Raw genomic sequence first — 17,151 nt, 5'->3', positions numbered from 1 at the left:
TAAAATGGCAGGTGGTGGATGCTTGCAGAGAGCCCGAGGCCTCAGTTGCCGGGGTGGCGCGCGATGACAAAACCATCACCAAACAGAATCCGAAGCGCCGGCCGCTGCCGCCCGAGTTACCGCGCCGGGAGATCCACTACCAGCCAGATTCCACGCATTGTGCCTGCGGCTGTGAACTGAAGCGGATCGCCGAGAAGCTGGACTAAACCCCCGGCACTTTCAGCGTCGAGCGCCACATCCGCGGCAAGTGTGTCTGCCTTCACTGCGAAACGCTGGTCCAGGTGCCGGCGCCGGCCCATGTCATCGACAAGGGGCTACCGACCACCGGTCTTCTGGCCCAGGTGCTAGTGGCTAAGGCCATCCTCTCCGGCCTGATCAAACCCATTTTTTGGCTCGATTTTCTGCGATGGGTGTCTGCACTATCCGCGGAAATTCTTGGTCGGGATGTCGATTCGAACTCCGATCGGAATGCTTTCGCGGTCTGAGTTTTGCAGGTCCGACTGTATATTATTTGTCCACACCCTCTTAACCGTCGATCCAATTTTACGCGGCCGGTTCTGAAAGGAGATGAGTAACTTCCCAATCAGTCAACTTCTGCCCGTGACTTTGCTTTGTCAACCTCGACGGATGGTTGAATCGGCGTACTGGGAATTTTGAGCGTAGCTGTAATCTCGGCCAATAGGGATTCCGGGCACTGTTCGGGGGTCAAACACCATGTAACACTTGAAACGAGCGTCGAACTGGCAGACAGCGAGTCGAGAATGCCATTTCTGCTCAAAAAACTTGCAAGAGCCTGCTCGTCTGTAAAATGTAAGAGGCGAATAAGGATCTGACAACCGTCGTATCTTTTGATACACCACACCTCATCCGATCCGCGTCCACCGCCAAGCAATTTCCCACAGGCATCATCCTGATTATGGGGGGGCACGGTTATAGCGATTATGGCTGACGGCAACTTGAATTCTCTTAACTCATAGTCGGCTCGCCGGATGGCTGTATCAAGCGTTTGTATGGAGCATTCGCTTAGGGAAAATATCGAGTTCCGACGCCTAATCAGGTCTCCAATGCGTCCACCAAGTACCGCGAGTAAGGTTAAGGTCTGGTGGTTAAAGTCGAATAAGGACATTTCGTTAATGACGATCACTGCCCAAATTTTGTCGTCCACATCGATCAGGGGCACGATAGATAAAGTACCGTCCACAGTATCGTAATGGTCTGGTTGGATACTTACGACTTGGCGCGTTCTAAGTACTTCGCGCAATAAGTGATTCGTTGGCCAAACCGGACGAGGGTTGCCGAAGCAGGCCATGGCTGGATGCATTAGTTGGCCTTTGATATTGATTGAATACAAAGCGGCAGATCGTGTGCTGGTGTGGAAGCAGAAGAAATCCAGAATTGGCATGGCGATTCCTTCGAGAGGAGGGCCTTTCGCTAACGAAAATGTGAGAATTCGGGACTGAAGCTCCTGGAGCGACTTGCGCAGGCTCATGAAGCGCCCTCCAAGTTTCCGTTCTAACTGGGCGTGCGAACTTTTCAATAGCTGATAAAGTGGAACGAACTCATTCATTCGCGCGTTTTGCCGCGAGTATTTGATCTGAAGCGCATGCATGCGTCTCTCGTAAATCTCATGAAATTCGCCACAAATGAATATGATGAGAAGCATGCCGATGGCTAGCGAAGAAAGAGAATGTTTAGTCGGCTCCCAATAGCCAATATAGAGGCCGATTTCATAGGCTGTGGCGAGAAGCAATAGGCTGACTGTACCGTGGTTTGTGCCGTAACGAAGCGCCAACAACAGAAGAGGAAGAAGTACCCAAGGAAATGGCGCGTCAATGAAAAATGGATCGGACGGGGTAATTAGGATTCCTACAGTTGGTATGGCGCTGGTCAGAAGCAAGTTTTCAGCCCAGGCCTTTGTAGTCGATGAAGTAGGTATTTCTGTCCGCATTTTTCATTTACCGTTTGCTAAGCGCTCGGAATGAAAAGGAGAGTTTAGTATGTGAATTCGAGACTTTGGAAACGTGCTCTAATTTCTGAAGCTAAGGTTAGAATATTGCCGGTTCCGCCAAACGGTGGCATGTCGCCGGATAATATGTGTGAGATTGACATCGGATCGCACCTACGAGATTTTTTGCCACGACACCCCAGCGCATTGAGTATTTGTTGATCCACCCCCAACCAAAGCGCGTATTTCCCTCGACTTGACCGCTGTTTCTATTAAGCCATAACTAGCGCGTTGTGAGTTACTTAGGGTGATTTCCAGGCGCACGGCTAAAATACTTTACCCGAGAGATGCGCCTCTTAAAGTCAACAATTCAGTCTCATCTCAATTGGCCCTTCATGAGTTTATTGCGGTAAATCAGCAGCACGCTGCGCAATAGTGTTATCACCCTTGTCAGGGTCGAACCTACCCCCGGGCTACTGAAGTCCGGGGGGGCAACGAATTAAATAATATGTTACAGTTTATTTAGCCTAACTTATGCCCAGATTAGCAATAGATTTTGGCGTAACATTAATGTATTTCAAATGCAATCATAAGTTGATTTTTTGGTAAAACAATACGTGGTTATACGGTGTATTTGAGCTTTGCCCGGTCCGAGGTATTTGTTGACTGCAATCGTCTAAGTAGGGCTGCTATGTTTCTTCGCAGAACGTTGGATGTCCATAAAAGACATGGCTAAGCAATTGAAGAATTGAGTTAGGTTGGTTCATGGTGAGGAGGTCGTTGCATGAGCTGATAAATATTTGACAGCTCAATAAGATAGCACTGTGGTGCCGCATAATGCAGATCAGAGGTTGCGTAGGTGTGACTACGCGGGCACTTTTGAAAGGTGCTCCAATATAGCTTAGTAAGGCCCTAGAGTTATTTCGGACGTCGCGGTATCAGTAAAACTGCTTATGACAACATGTGGCTCTTGGGGCACGATTGAGTCTAACCCCATTGTGATAATAGAGTTTCGGGGCTATGTGGCAAGATGAAAGCATTGGGAGTTTGGGGGGCGATGTGGTGTGGGTTCTTACGTGCCCTCCTCCTTGAACGTTTTAAGAAATTGGAGGAGTCATATCGGTCTCCCCGCCCACGCACTCGAGTCCCTGACTGTGTTGGACGCTGAGTTCACGGGTATTTGGGGTTTGATAGTGCGTAGAAATGCGCATTGCCCTATTCGGCGGATGAACATTACGTGGGAACATGGGCTAGCTTCGAACATTAACCTGTCGCGTGTTTGCCTTTAGCGGGCACCCGTGCCGGAGTAGCTTTAAGGAAAGTCGCACAATGGGTCCGAAAATGGATCCCGCGGCGAATGACGCCGGAAACCCGCTTTACGGCGACTGATTAAATCGACAACGACGGGTTGCCGATTATGACGGTGCGCACCAGCACCGCAGGAATCGCGGATGAATTCCGGGATTTCGTGAGCGCTTGAGCATGTGCCAGGGTGCATGGGCATCCCGGTATGCCACCGATGGAAGGGTGTTGGTTCGAGCGAGGCTTAGGCTTTGTGAACTGACATGATTCGCCCTGCAACACACGTGACTTCTAACACGCCGCCCCAGAATGCCTTGGGATTGCCCCCCTGCGCCTTGCTCGTGGTAGACGCCAGCGCGCGGATCAGGCTCTGCAACGAAGCGGCCGCCCGAATGCTCGGCGCGGTCGGCGCGGCTATCGTTGGGGAGCCAGCTGCGCAATTACTGCCGGATATTCCCTGGGCGGAATTGCTGCACCGCGGCGGCGCGCGGAGTTGCGAGGTTCGCGTAGAGGGATCTCCTGCTGCGGCGCTGACCGCCATTTGCGAGGCGCAGCAATGGGATGGGCAGCCGGCGCTGATGATCGAGCTGCGCTCGAGGATTGGTGGCGAAACGGCACCTCCTGGCCCGGACCTGGAGCGTTTTCAGGCGCGGGCGGAGCGCAGCGACAACGGCGTGTGCGTCACGGACCGGGAGGGCCGGATCGTTTATGCCAATACCGTCTTGGCGCTGCAGACCGGATACGCCCTGACCGAAATCATTGGCAGCACCCCGCGCCTTTTCCGTTCCGGAGAACATCCGCCAGCTTTCTACGCCAAGCTGTGGGAAACCCTGGAACAGGGGCGGGAGTTCTGCGCCGTGTTCATTAACCGGCGTAAGAGCGGGGAACTTTACTACGAGAAAAAGCGCATCAGGCCGTTCATCGGCCCCAATAACCGAGTGACCCACTATGTGGCGACAGGCCGGGATATCAGCCAGAACCTGCTGGTCCTGGAGAAGCTGGAGTACCTGGCGAACCACGACAGCCTGACGGGGCTGCCCAACCGCTCCCTGTTCCGCGACCGGCTCCACCGCGAATTCATTCACGCAGGTCGTTATGGCGGCGGGTTCGCGGTTTGCTATGTGGATGTGGATCAACTCAAGCCGATCAATGACCTGTACGGCCATGCCGCAGGGGATTCGCTCTTGCTCGGCGTGAGTCGAACCCTCAGCGGGCACCTGCGCAAGGAGGATACGGTGGCGCGCCTGGGCGGCGATGAGTTCGGGTTGATCCTCAAGGACGTTGCCACCGTCGAGGGCGTCCGCAAGGTGCTCTCCGGATTGATGCGCACATTCAAGTCACCTCAATGCTGCGAAGCTGACCTGATTCATGCGTCCATGTCGGTGAGCATCGGGGTGGCACTGTTTCCGCGCGACGGAGGGGATGAGGTCAGCCTGATGACGCGAGCAGACCAGGCCATGTACCGTGCGAAGGCATCCGGCGGCGGCCGGTTCCGCTTTTTCAGCCGGAGGCTGGACGCGCGGAAATGCCCGGCACCGGGTGTGTCCGACGAGATGGCGGAAAGCAGCGGGCCGAGCCGCCGCAGGCTTGGGCTGGCCAAAGACTCCCTCAACCCGGACCTGCTGTATTACCTGAATCTGATCGATTCCTCTGTGTGACGGACACGGGTGATTGCGTCCGGCCCGATTTGGGCTACGCGGGGCAGGGCGTCGGGCAGTGTTCGGTGAGCCCTGCCGCCTCTAACCGGAACACTGAGCCCGTTCTGCTCCCGCGCAGGCCGCCAATGGGAGGGTGATACAGTAGGCGGGGCCTTCGTGGCGGTTGGGTTCGGTCCAGAATTCGCCGCCCTGAGCCGTGATGAGGGCGCGATGGAGGGCAAGCTCTAGTCCCACCTTGCCCGATTTGAATGAATAGTGCGGCTTGAACAGGGTGCGTATGGTGTTATCGTCCAGGGGCGCGCTCCGGTGCTGGATCGTGATCTGTCCACACATGCCGTCGGCGGACGGCGTGACGGAGACCACCACATCCCTTGGGGCAGCATCCGTTTCGGAAGCGGGCGGGGCGCGCAGTCGTATCAGGGCATGCAGGCTTCGCTCCAGCCATACCCGGTTGGCCATGACGGTCCCCACAATTCCAAGGGATGTCACCGACACTTGCAGTGCGTCAAGCGTCTCCTTCTCCCGCAACTTGACGACGGCATCTTGTGCGAGTTGCCCTAGGTCGCAGCATTCCATGCCGGGCGGCTCGATGGGAATTCCTTCGGAGAAATCCTTGAACATCCGTCCCGCGCGCCGGATTTCCCGGATGACTTGCTCCAGGGCGTGCTCGAACGTGTCGCGGTCGGTCACCTTGCTGCGCAGTAAACGCATGGCGACGCTGGCATAGGTTCCCGCCGCTGCCAACGGTTGGTTCAGGTCGTGCGCCATGGCCGAGACCGTGAGGTTCGCCACGTTATGGGCGAGGGCTGCGTCGAGGCCGATCTGGCTGGCCAGGGCGTCCGCCTCGCCCCGCTTTTTCGCCGTCAGGTCGATGCCGAGCCCAAACCAGAAGCGCACGCCGCCGCCGGGTTCGAGCACAGGGACCACATCGACGCCAAACCAGCGCATCGCGCCACTGCGGTCGCGCAGTCGCAGTTCGCGCGCGAAAGGTGCGCCGCTGGGCGCTGCATCCATCCACTGTTCGACCGTTTTGGCCTCATCGTCCCGACTGATCAGGTCCAGCCAGTTAAGCCGCGCCTTTTCTCCCAGCGCGCTACGGCAATATTCGGAAAATGGCCGGTTAGCGTAGAAGCAGTTCCCCTTGGCGTCGCACAACCAAGCCAAGTGAGGCAAAGATTCGATCGCGGCGTATAGGAAGTCGCCGCACTCAATTGCAGTATCAGCAATGACATTTTGCATATGCAGGAACTCGATGCCCCGGCCAATGCGTCCGGGAGCGCTCAATGAATACGTGCCTGGACCAAAAAACATGGGGCTTGTGACATCCCTGTGCCGCACCCATACCAGGCAAGTCATTAACCCTGCCCAATACCTTAACTCACCGGCGCTGGGTCAGGCATCAATTACACAATAGACCGATTCGGTTCGAAAAACATCTGGCGCGAGTTCCTTGCACCGCGGCCTCTGGCGCCAATCTCCCGATTGCTGTGACGACGCCTGTCAGCCTGGGGGCGGACAAATTCAGGAAGTATTCAATCCGCGCATTATTAATACAGCGCCACTGTTGTCGGGTTAGTTTTATGCACTTGTTTATAACCCTTGTGGCAGGTATTAAATACCCATCTTTCTTAGAGGAAACCCGTAATAGTACGGATACAGGCGGGACGCCGGAGCCTGGCAATTGGTTTGCGGCGAGGTCAGGAATTCATGCACTCTTGCCCTGGTTGAGGCGGGATGCGTCGCTGGGATTCAGCAGGCCCAGATCGCAGATCATCAACACCAGTTGGGGCAGGCTCTCGGCTTCCATTTTTTCCATCAGGTGTCCGCGGTGCACCTCGACGGTACGCGAACTGATTCCAAGGGAATTGGCGATTTGCTTGGATGACAGCCCGTGGCCTACCAGCAGCATGATCTCCTTCTCGCGCGCGGTGAGGCTGTCATAGCGCTCCTTCAGTGATCTCCGAGCCCGGCGGCTTTCCTGGCACACTTGGGCGCTGGCGAGGGCATTGCGGACCTGGGCGAGCAATTCCTCCGGCTCATAGGGCTTCTGTATGAAGTCCACGGCGCCGGAAAGGAAGGCTTGCCGGGTGGTGGGTACGTCGCCGTGGCCGGAGATGAAGACAATAGGTATCTCGATGCCGTGTTCAACCAGCCAGTGCTGTGCCTCCAGCCCGGACATGCCGGTAAGGCGCACGTCCATCACCACGCAACCGGCCATGCCGCTGAGGCAGTGGGTCAGGAAGGCTTCAGCCGAATGATAGACCTTGGTTTCGATGCCTTCGACCCGGAACAGCCAGGCCAGGGCGCGGCATAGCTCAGGATCGTCATCAACTATGTAGACATACGGTGTTTCGGCGTTCATGGCGTGGTGTCTGCTTGTGCGGCAAAAAGGCGCGTTACGGCAATCCGCACCGTTCTGCGTGAATGGCAGGGAATCCTTGAATTTTTTAAGTGTAAATTGGGTCAAGTGCGATATCATAACAATAGTAAAAACACTTATACGGTAGCCGGGGCCAGTTTAGGTGATCAGGTGACTGGGGCAGGGCGTTTCTTTGAGTCTTTGCTGTCAGGGCCCCGCGCTTCGCCGCTCCGGCGTGTCTGGCGCCGTTTCCGCGTTTTGCCGCGGCGGAGTGCGCGCGCACTAATTTGGATACTATAGCGCACCGTTTCCGCGAGGGCCCTTTTGCATTCGGCGTGGCCATGACGATTGCTGCCGCGACGGATCGAGGTCCGCTTTGCACCGCATTATCGGTTTCGCAGGGTCTGCGCCCAGTCAGCGGGGATTTATGCCATGGTTCCGGTTTCTAGCCAGATACTGCCGATGACGGGCCAGGGGCGTTTGGAGCCCGAGTCGCCGCGCCATTTCCTCCAGCTCCTGACGGGATTCGGCATCGCCTGCGCGCTGACGGCGGAGCTGGGCGACCTGCTTTCGATTGCGGCCACCTTCACTTCGTTCAGGCCGGCGGCGGGGCTCCTGTGGGCAGCGCTGATCTGCTTCCCGGTTCGGCGCTGGCCGACACTCATCGTCACGGCTCTCATAGCCATCCTTGCCGTCCGTTCCGGCTTGCACGGGGTGGCCTTGGGCTGGGAGTCCGGCTTTTTCATGTTCGACGCCCTGGGCGCCGTCGCCGGGGCGTCTCTTTTGCGGCTGCGCAGCGTCGAGCGCTTCGTTTTCGACAGCCTGAAGGGTGTCATCCAATTCGCGGCTGTATCCGTGCTGGTTACCTTTGCCCTGACCGCCCCGCTCGCGGCGGCCTTGCTGCACATCGCTCAGGCCGCGCCGTTCCCTGAAACCTGGCTGCGACTCGGCCTGGCGGATTGGTCGGGAATCTGGTTCACGGCGCCCTGGGCCCTATCGCTTGTCTCCAACTGGCAGGCTGCGCGTTCCAGCCGGCTTTTGCGCCAACCGGTGGAGGCCGTCTGTCTGGTGGCATCCCTGAGCCTGACGGCCTATGGCCTGTACTTCGGAAAGTTCGGCTGGCTGAGCATGAATTTCGTGCTGATGCTCTGGCTGCTGTGGGCGGCGGTGCGATTCGGAACCGAGGGGGTTACTCTTGCCGCCATGATTATGGCGGCATTTGCCGCACGCTCCGTGGCTTTGGGGGTCGGGCCTTTTGTGTTGCCCGGGAGCTCTTTGGAGGACGCAGAGCTGCGTGTGCTTCTCTATCCCGGCGTCGCCAGCCTGGTGTTCCAGTCGATGGCCGGGATTCTCGCGGAACGTGGCCGAGCGCTTGCCGCACTGCGCGAATGGAATGCGAACCTCGACCGGCTCGCCAGCGAGCGGGCGCTGCAATTGGAAAGCGCCTTGGCGGCCATGAGCGATGCGGTGTGCATCTTCGACGCGGATGGCCGGGTCGCGCATTGCAACGACGCATTTCTCCAGTTCCATGGGTTTTGTCACCGCTCGCAGGCCGGAACGACTTTGACGGATTACACCGATTTGCTGGAAGCACGTACGCCGCAGGAGACTGTCCTGCCTTCGGATGATTGGCCCGCGGCGCGGGCGCTCAGAGGGGAAAGCGGCTTCGACGAAGAGTTGCAGGTAACCCGCAAAGGCAGCGGCGAAAGCTGGTTCGCCAGCTTCAATTTTGCGCCCATAAGGGGAAAGGGCGGGGAAATTGCCGGCGCTGTGCTGACCGGCCGCGATGTCTCCGAGCGTCGGAGGCGCGTGCAGGCCCTGCGCAAACTGTCGCTGGCGGTGGAACAGAGTTCCAATTCCGTCATCATCACCGACCTGGCGGGCCACATCGAGTTCGTGAACGAGACCTTCGTGCGCAACTCCGGGTACACACGGGAAGAGGCGTTGGGCAAGACTCCCAGCTTGGTCAACTCGGGTCTGACGCCACCGGAAACGTTCGCGGCCATGTGGGAAAGCCTACGGCAGGGCCGAGTATGGACCGGGGAGTTCACCAACCGCGCCAAGGATGGGCGCATTTATACGGACGCCGTCTCCGTCTGGCCATTGCGGCAGCCCGACGGCCGAATCACCCATTATGTCGCCGAGCAGATCGACATCACCCGGCAAAAGCTGGAGCGGGCGGAGCTGGAGATATACCGTCAGGGCCTGGAAAAATTGGTGGAGGAGCGCACCGCCGCACTGCAAACGGCGCTGCACGATCTGGAAGCCAGCGAGGAAAATGCCCGGCGCGTGATGGAGTGGGTTTCCGCCATCATCCTTATCGCCGATCATGCGGGACGATTCGTCTATGCCAACCCGGCCGGCCTGCTCGCCCTGGGGTATTCCCTGGACGAACTGCACGGCATGCAAATCGCCGAACTGGTGGGGGACGGCGACCGCCCGGAATTGTATGCATACCTGGCGGCCATGGAGCGCGGGGAGAACCAGGTACGCACCTGGACCCTGAAGCACAAGGACGGACGCGAGATTCCTTTCCAGCTTAATACCCAGCAGCTTCCCGACAGCCGCTATATCGCCATCGGTTACGACCGTTCCCGGGAACTGGCGGCGGAACTGCAACTGCGTCTGGCCGCCAGCGTGTTCGAGAACTCCTGCGAGGGCATCCTGATTACCGACGCCGAAGGCACCATCATCGACGTCAATCAGGCTTTCGTTTCGCTCACCGGCTATTCCCGGTACGAAGCCATCGGCCAGAACGCCCGCTTGCTCAGTTCCGGTCGTCACGATAAGGCCTTCTTCAGTGCCATGCGCGAATCGTGCCGGGAGCGGGGATACTGGGTCGGTGAATTATGGAACCGCTGCAAGGATGGCCGCGTCGTACGCCACATGATGACCATCAGCGCCGTGCAGGAGGCGGGCCATATCTCGCGGCTCATCGGCCTTTTCACCGACATCACGGAGAAAGCCGAGGCCGAATTGCGCTTGCAGCAGAGCGAGGAAAGGCTGCGCCTGACCACCGAGTCCCTGGGAATCGGTCTTTGGTACTGGAAGCCGCGCGACGGCGTGCTGGAGGGCAACAAGCGCTGCTGGCGCCTGTTTGGACACGACGCTGGCTGGAGACCCCGGTTCAAGGACATCCTCAAGGCGATCCATCCGAAGGACCGGCGCCAGGTGGGCAGGGAACTGCTGCAGTCGACACGGTCGGCGCGAACCTTCAACCAGGAGTTCCGTGTGCTCAGGTCCAACGGCACGGTTGTCTGGCTCAGCGCTATGGGCACGACCTATTGCAACAGCCTGGGTCCCGAGATTCAGATGATGGGTATCTGCATGGACATCAGCGGGCGCAAGTCCGCTGAGATCCTCCTGAAGACACAACACGAATCCCTGGAGGCCAGCGACCGGCAGAAGGACGCCTTCATCGCCATGCTGTCCCACGAGATCCGCAATCCGCTGGCGGCGATCAATAATGCTATGGCGGTGCTGCGCCGCTCGGCCAAGCAGGACCCGACCGTGCAATGGACCGAGCATACGGTGACCGGCCAGTTGCAACAGCTCAACCGCCTGGTGGGCGATCTGCTGGATGTGTCGCGCATCGCCCAGGGCAAGCTGGAATTCAAGCGCAGCCGGTTTGCTGCCAGCGAGCTCATGCAGCAGGCGGTGGCCATCAGCCAGCCAGTGATCGACCGCCTGGGCCAGCGCCTGCACATTCATGCCGTTATCGAGGGCCTCTACCTGGAAGGCGATATGGCGCGACTGGTTCAAGTATTCGACAACCTGCTGCAGAATGCCGCCAAATACACGCCGGCCCACGGCGAAATCTGGGTGCGCGCCGAGGCTGTGGAAGGTGAGTTCGTGCTGAGCGTCCGTGATAGCGGCATCGGCATAGAAGCGGAATTGCTGCCGCGCATCTTCGAGCCCTTTGTTCAAGGCAAACACCTGCCTGACCACGCCGATTCCGGCATGGGGATCGGTCTGGCGCTGGCGAAGCGTCTGGTGCAACTGCATGGCGGCAGCATTCGCGCCGAAAGTCCGGGGCCGGGGCAGGGCAGCACGGTTACTGTGCACCTGCCCCTGGCTGGCCAGCGTACCACGCCGAGGCGTCAGCCCGCGCTCGTTACCCCGTGTCCGACCGAGGAAAGCCGGGCACTTAAGGTCCTGGTGGTGGACGATATCCCGTCCGTAGCCGATTCCTTCGGCATGCTGCTCGAACTGATTGGTCACCAGGTCCGAATCGCCAACAGCGGTGGCGAAGCCGTGCAGCGGGTGCAGGAGAGCAGGCCGGACGTGGTCTTCCTCGATATCGGCCTGCCGGATATGACCGGCTTCGACGCATTCAGCAGGATACGGGAGCTGCCTGGCGGCGCCGACCTGCCGGTGGTTGCGCTCACCGGTTTCGGTCAGGCGCAGGATCTCAAACGCACCGCGGAAGCGGGGTTCTTTGGTCATCTGGTCAAGCCTGCCGACCCGGACGAGGTGGAAGCTCTGCTGCGCGGGCTGGGAGGCAAGCCCTTGGAAGAATTTGAAAAAATGTAAGGCTATGTTTGCGGTGACCGTTGCAGCATGTCCGTTTCCCTCCACCTGTCAGGGGGATGGTAGGGTGGGGGGGCACCTTGACCGCTGCAGTGAAATTCGATTTGGCTTCTTCGTCCGGGCGTTCTACCCCCCCATCCTCGCGTTCCCCCTGCGAGGGGGAATGAGCGAGGACACCGAACGTTAACAATTTCTCGGCCATTTCCTTGCCTCGCGGGTTCACTTAAAGCCGGGGCTGTTCTTCACGGGCAAATCGCGGAAAATAGGAAGCCGCAGCCGTCTCGCGACAGCGGGAACCGCCGCCGCGGCGCCTTCGGGCGATGTGCCCGATGCGGCGTAAGCGGCACGTCTTATTGCACCGATGAGGAAGCTGATCCCATGTCGACTATTCATCACGCGCTCGTCCTGAATCTCCACCAACCACCCGGCAACCTGGAGTTTCTGCTGGACCATAACCCATGGGAGGCCAAGGAGATCCTGTATGCCTACGACCGGATTCCAAGGTCGCTCTGGGGTTACGAGGATGTGGGCCGCGTGCACCTGTCCTTGTCCGGCACCTTACTCGAGACCCTCTCCAGCCCCGAATTCCAGCAACGGGTCTATGGCATGGTCGATTGCGGCTCCCTGCTCTGGCAACTGCAGAATCAGAGCATCATCGAGATTCTGGGAACCGGTTATTACCATCCCGTGCTGCCCCTGATTCCGGTGGTGGACCGCGAAGATCATCTTCACCGCTGGCAGGGCGTCGCCAAGCACCTGTTCTGGCGCGAGCAATTCAACGGATTCTGGCCGCCCGAGATGGGCTTTTCCATGGAGCTGATTCCGCTGCTGCAACAGGCGGGTTACCGCTATGTGCTGGTGGACAGCGAACACGTGGAACCGGTTTCGCCCATGCGCTGGGAGGAATTGCGCTACCGCCCGCATATCGCCCGCCACGGCGACGCCGAGATCGTGGTGATCGTGCGCGACCGGGATTTGTCCGACGCCCAGGAGTCCGGCATGGAGTTCGGCTGGTTCGAGAACGAACTGATCGAACGCACCCGCTGGTGCGATTTCGAGCCCCTGGTGACCACCTGCACCGACGGCGAGAACGGGGGCTGGTTCCGCAACACCACCGAGGGCAGTAACTTCTGGACCTGCTTCTATCTCGAGTTGATGAACCAGGCTCGCGGCGGCGGCCGTATCCGGCCCACCTTCATCAGCGACTACATCGAACGCCACGGCGTACACAGCGAAGTGCGCGTGCGAGAGGGGGCCTGGAACACCGGTTGGCATCATGGGCGCGATTTCACCCAATGGACGGGCTCGCAACTGCAGAAGGACGCACTGGCCCGGCTGCATGCCGTGAGTGCGACATTTCACCGGCTGCGGGAGGGGGCGATTGCCGGAGAAGATCACGACCCGGCGGACTGGCACGCGCTGACCGAGGCGCAGTGGCGCCTGCTACGGGCGGAGACCAGCTGCAATTTCTATTGGGGCGAGGAATGGGTGCACCGCGCTCACACGGACCTCGATGCGGTGGAGACAGCGCTGCAGCCTTTGCTTGCAAGGCCACAGCCGGAAAGATCCTTACCCACTTAGGCCTGTGACCGATGGGGGCTTACTCTGGACGGGGTTAGTTCACAAATTTGACAATCGTCAAAATTGTGCGTTTCAGGCTGTCACGAGATATTCACAGAATCTGTGGATAACTTGGTGCAAAAGCCGTCTGCAAACGCGCTAAGTGTACGCCCCGGCTAGCATTTGGTTTTCCCTGGTCAAGTTTTTTACAATTAAAAATATCCTATATTTCATTGGCTTGTGTAAGTATTTGAGGCAAAGTGAGTGTGGCATTTGCCGCAGATCGCCCACAATTGCGATCCGGTGGATATCCTCGCGGGAATTTGCCGGTGTCAAGGCTTCGGTGCTGGGCCAGCAGGGCACGGCTTGAGTCTTTTTGCGCGGCCTCGAACCGGTCGAATGACAGCCGTGCGGCCGCGCCAAGTCGACCTCGGTTGCTCCCGGTGGCGGCTGCCCGCATGGTTTTGAAACGACTGAAAGGTTCTTATGGCAAACGGTTCCGACAGACAGGCAGTTCCGCATGGCATCCTGCCTCGCGCAATCCACTGGTTCGATCGCAACGTGTTGGATCTCGGCCGCCAGATGCGCTGGAGTTACGTGCCGCCGCTCATGGTCTACATGGCGGCCGGCGTTTCCGGCCTGACCGGCATCGTCGGGACCTTCTTCGTCAAGGAGTACCTGGGGCTGTCCGCCGAGTTCCTGGCCGCCCTCAGTTTCTGGGCCATGCTGCCCTGGACCCTGAAGATGCCCCTGGGCCACCTGGTGGATCTCATCTGGAGGCACAAGGCTGGCTTGATTTATCTCGGCGCCGGCCTCATCGCCGCCAGCCTGATGATCATGATTGGCCTGCTCTCTGACCCGGCGGGCATGCGCGAGACCCTGTCGGCGGAAACCTGGTATGTGCTGGCCGTGCTGCTGGCGCCGGCGGGCTATGTGATCCAGGACACGGTGGCGGATGCCATGACCGTGGAGGCGGTGCCCCGATTTGACGAACAGGGCAGGGCCCGCAGCGAAGAGGACATCCGGCTGAGCCACACCACCATGCAGACCCTTGGCCGGGTCGCCATCATCGGCGGTACGCTGCTAGTGGCCATCGCCAACGTGTATCTGTTTGCGGGGGTGGAGAGCATGGGCGCGGCGCAGAAGGCGGCGATCTACCTGCAGATCTACCGGCTGGCCCTGGTGATTCCGCTGGTGTCGGTGCTGGGCGTGGTGATGGCGGCGCTGATGCGGGCCAGCGCGGCCCGGCGCCTGGCGGCGCAGGGTCTGGAGTTCGACGAGATCGACCGCGCCCTGGGGCTGGTCGTGGCCGAGCCTACCGCCCCCAATCCTTGGATACTGGGGGGCGGGGCGGCCTTCGTGCTGTTTTCTCTGGCCATGGGTCTGTCGGCGTTTCCCTTCAACGAGGAGGTGGTGTTCGCCGGTTCCCTGGCCATCGTGTTGTTCCTCATGCGGCGCCTGACCCTGGATTTGCCCGATGGCGCCCGGCATAGCCTGTACGGCACGGCCCTGGTGATCTTCGCCTTCCGCGCCATGCCTTCTCCGGGCCCCGGCTCCAGTTGGTGGATGATCGACGTGCTCGGCTTCGACCAGCAGTTCCTGGCTCAGTTGTCCCTCATCGCCAGTTCCCTGACGCTGGTCGGCATGTTCCTGTTCCGCCGTTTCATGGCGGAGCGGCCCATTACCCGCATCATCGTGGTGCTGACCATCGCCTCGACGGTGCTGTTCCTGCCCAACATCGCCATGTATTACGGATTTCATCACTGGACCGCTGCGCATACCGGCGGCGTGGTGGATGCCCGCTTTATCGCCCTGGTGGATACAGCGCTGGAATCGCCCCTGGGGCAGATCGCGATGATTCCCATGCTGGCCTGGATCGCCAACTCCGCTCCGGCGCAACTCAAGGCCACCTATTTCGCGGTGATGGCGGCTTTCACCAACCTGGCGCTAGCCTTGGCGCAGTTGCTCACCAAGCATCTGAACGCACTGTTCACCGTCAGCCGCGAACTGCGCGATCCGGTCACCGGCAGCGTGGCGGCGCCGGCGGATTACAGCGAGCTGGGCGCGCTCTTCATCACCGTCACCGTCATCGGGCTGCTGATCCCCCTCCTGGCGGTGTATCTGGTGGAGCGCCGGATGCCGGTTTCCGAGTCTCAGGCTTCGTAGCCAAAAGCATCGACGTAGGGCCGCAGCCTTGCGCCGATCGTTTCGAACGCATGCGCGTAGCGCCGCCAGCGGCCTACGGAGGAGGAATAAAGGGGCTGGGCCACCTGGCTGAAGCTCGGACTGTTGACGTACTTGCGTGCCGCCTGCTTATGGAACTCGGCCACCGCCGGGTCCCAAGGCAGTTGCAGGAATTCGAACACCCGCCGGAAGCTGGGCTCGAAGTCCGTCACCGCGTCCTCGTAGCGCAATTCCAGATAGGGCACACTGAGCCGCTCGCGCATGAGCAGCCACCAGTCGAGCATCAAGGCGTAGAAGTCCGCGATTCCCTGCCAGGTAAACAGATGCACGGTGGAGGGCGTGGGGATCATGGTCTGCATGAAGCAGCTCAGGCAGACATCGCGCGGGTCGCGCATGACGAATACGACCTTGGCGTCCGGAAAGACGCAGTTGAGCAGGCCCAGATCGATGGTGTTCATGGTGGTCTTGTCCACCAGGTGTTGGCCGCTCAGCTTCTCCCCGTACAGGCCTCGGGCCAGCTTCCAGTAATGGGCGCGAAGGTGGCGAATGCCGTCCCGATCCAAGGCCCGCAACTGATCCGCCAGGCTGCCTGAACACGGGTTCATGCGGCGCAGTTCGTCGCCGAGGGAACTCAGCAGGCTGCTCTCGTCGGCCACCAGCACCCGCGGGTGTGCGGCCAGGACTTCCTGGGTCAGGGTAGTGCCGGAACGCATGAATCCCAGCACGAAGCTCGGCGCCGGCACATCCCCGGCCAGGTCTGCGGTGGACCAGCGGCGCAGCAGCGCCGGGTCGAAGCCGGCCCTGTAGCTTTCGATCATGCGTGACACCAGGCCCGCATCCTGGCGCCGGACCTCCGGCAATCGGGCGGACAGCTCGGCGGCCGCATGCAAATGGGCAAAAACCTGATCGTATTCGCCCAGCTTGTCCAGGATGTTCGCCAGCTCCTTGTGTGCCCTAAAGGCTTCTTCCGGCGACAGGCGTCCCTGCAGCACCTTTTCCAGCCTGTTCCGGGCGGGTTCGTGGAGCTTTTCAGCCGCTTCGAGCGTGGCCAGCAGGATCTGCAGGGTTGCCGAGTCCGGCGCCAACCTGATCGCTTGCCGGGCCGCCGTCAGGGCTTGCGTGCTTAGATTGAGGCGCAGGCAGGAGACGGCGAGCAACTGGTAGCCGCGGACCTCGGCGGGATTGATCTGCACCGCTGTCCGGGCCAGATCCCGCGCGCCGGCGTAGTCGGTCCAGTATTGCAACTGGTCGGCCAGGTTCAGGGTCAGACTGACGTCGCGGGTCTTGCGGGCTTTCTTGGCCAGCAACTGGCCGGACTGGCGGAGTTGCGCGACCCCTTCCTCGCGCCGCCCCAGCCAGCATAGCGACTGCCCCAGGGCCGCCAGGGCCTGCGGATTCCTGTCATCCTGCACGACAGCCTCCGCAAAGCAACGCACCGCCTCTTCGAAATTGCGCGCCTGCACGGCGGCCTGGCCCCGCTGCATGGGGCTGGAGGGAATGGAAAACTGCGGTGCTTGAGATGACATAGGGACGTCCCGGATTAAGTCGGCATTGCGCAAAGTCAGCAAGAAAAATGCCTCCCCGGCAAATCAAGCCTGTAGCGCGCCAGCGTG

Annotated in this window: 8 protein-coding genes and 1 pseudogene; 5 read left to right on the top strand and 4 right to left on the bottom strand. The window is 59.9% G+C overall.

Features of this window, described 5'->3' with window-relative positions; translation table 11 throughout:
- Positions 1-80 precede the first annotated feature (80 nt).
- Positions 81-356: pseudogene (locus tag EK23_RS24215) on the top strand (IS66 family transposase zinc-finger binding domain-containing protein); the annotation flags it as partial.
- Positions 357-583: 227 nt separating this feature from the next.
- Here the strand turns inward: EK23_RS24215 and EK23_RS14565 are convergent.
- The gene (locus tag EK23_RS14565; protein ID WP_045226120.1) at positions 584-1,948 is read right to left on the bottom strand and encodes a hypothetical protein; all 1,365 of its coding nucleotides are present in this window, start codon (positions 1,946-1,948) and stop codon (positions 584-586) included.
- 1,583 nt (positions 1,949-3,531) lie between these two features.
- Between EK23_RS14565 and EK23_RS14560 the strand changes: the two genes are divergently transcribed.
- Entirely contained in the window at positions 3,532-4,905 is a 1,374-nt protein-coding gene (locus EK23_RS14560; RefSeq protein ID WP_158002512.1) for a diguanylate cyclase domain-containing protein, read from the top strand.
- A gap of 81 nt (positions 4,906-4,986) precedes the next feature.
- Here EK23_RS14560 and EK23_RS14555 read toward each other — a convergent pair whose 3' ends face one another.
- Together EK23_RS14555 and EK23_RS14550 are read right to left on the bottom strand one after the other, a co-directional pair.
- Positions 4,987-6,144 carry a PAS domain-containing sensor histidine kinase gene (locus EK23_RS14555; protein ID WP_158002511.1) on the bottom strand — a complete coding sequence of 386 codons (1,158 nt, stop codon included), beginning with the start codon at positions 6,142-6,144 and terminating at the stop codon, positions 4,987-4,989.
- A gap of 466 nt (positions 6,145-6,610) precedes the next feature.
- On the bottom strand, positions 6,611-7,267 hold the full coding sequence (locus EK23_RS14550) for a response regulator transcription factor (RefSeq protein ID WP_045226118.1): 657 nt from the start codon (positions 7,265-7,267) through the stop codon (positions 6,611-6,613).
- Positions 7,268-7,696: 429 nt separating this feature from the next.
- Here EK23_RS14550 and EK23_RS21850 point away from each other — a divergent pair, with 429 nt between their 5' ends.
- The 3 genes from EK23_RS21850 to EK23_RS24485 all read left to right on the top strand — a co-directional run bounded on the left by EK23_RS21850 (position 7,697) and on the right by EK23_RS24485 (position 15,520).
- Positions 7,697-11,797: a PAS domain S-box protein gene (locus tag EK23_RS21850; protein ID WP_082054207.1), complete on the top strand. Its 4,101-nt coding sequence runs from the start codon at positions 7,697-7,699 to the stop codon at positions 11,795-11,797.
- A gap of 375 nt (positions 11,798-12,172) precedes the next feature.
- Complete coding sequence (locus EK23_RS14540) at positions 12,173-13,375, top strand: polysaccharide deacetylase family protein (RefSeq protein ID WP_045226117.1); 1,203 nt, start codon at positions 12,173-12,175, stop codon at positions 13,373-13,375.
- Between the two features lie 465 nt (positions 13,376-13,840).
- A complete protein-coding gene (locus tag EK23_RS24485; protein WP_045226116.1) occupies positions 13,841-15,520 on the top strand; it encodes an MFS transporter in 1,680 nt (559 codons plus the stop codon).
- On the opposite strand, the gene EK23_RS14530 is transcribed toward EK23_RS24485, so the two are convergent.
- Entirely contained in the window at positions 15,508-17,064 is a 1,557-nt protein-coding gene (locus EK23_RS14530) for a tetratricopeptide repeat-containing sulfotransferase family protein (RefSeq protein WP_235282081.1), read from the bottom strand. The two genes, EK23_RS24485 and EK23_RS14530, sit on opposite strands and share 13 nt — an antisense overlap.
- Positions 17,065-17,151 lie beyond the last annotated feature (87 nt).

It is taken from the genome of Methyloterricola oryzae (assembly GCF_000934725.1).
Classification (GTDB): domain Bacteria; phylum Pseudomonadota; class Gammaproteobacteria; order Methylococcales; family Methylococcaceae; genus Methyloterricola; species Methyloterricola oryzae.
This window is presented reverse-complemented; position numbering and strand designations above follow the sequence as displayed.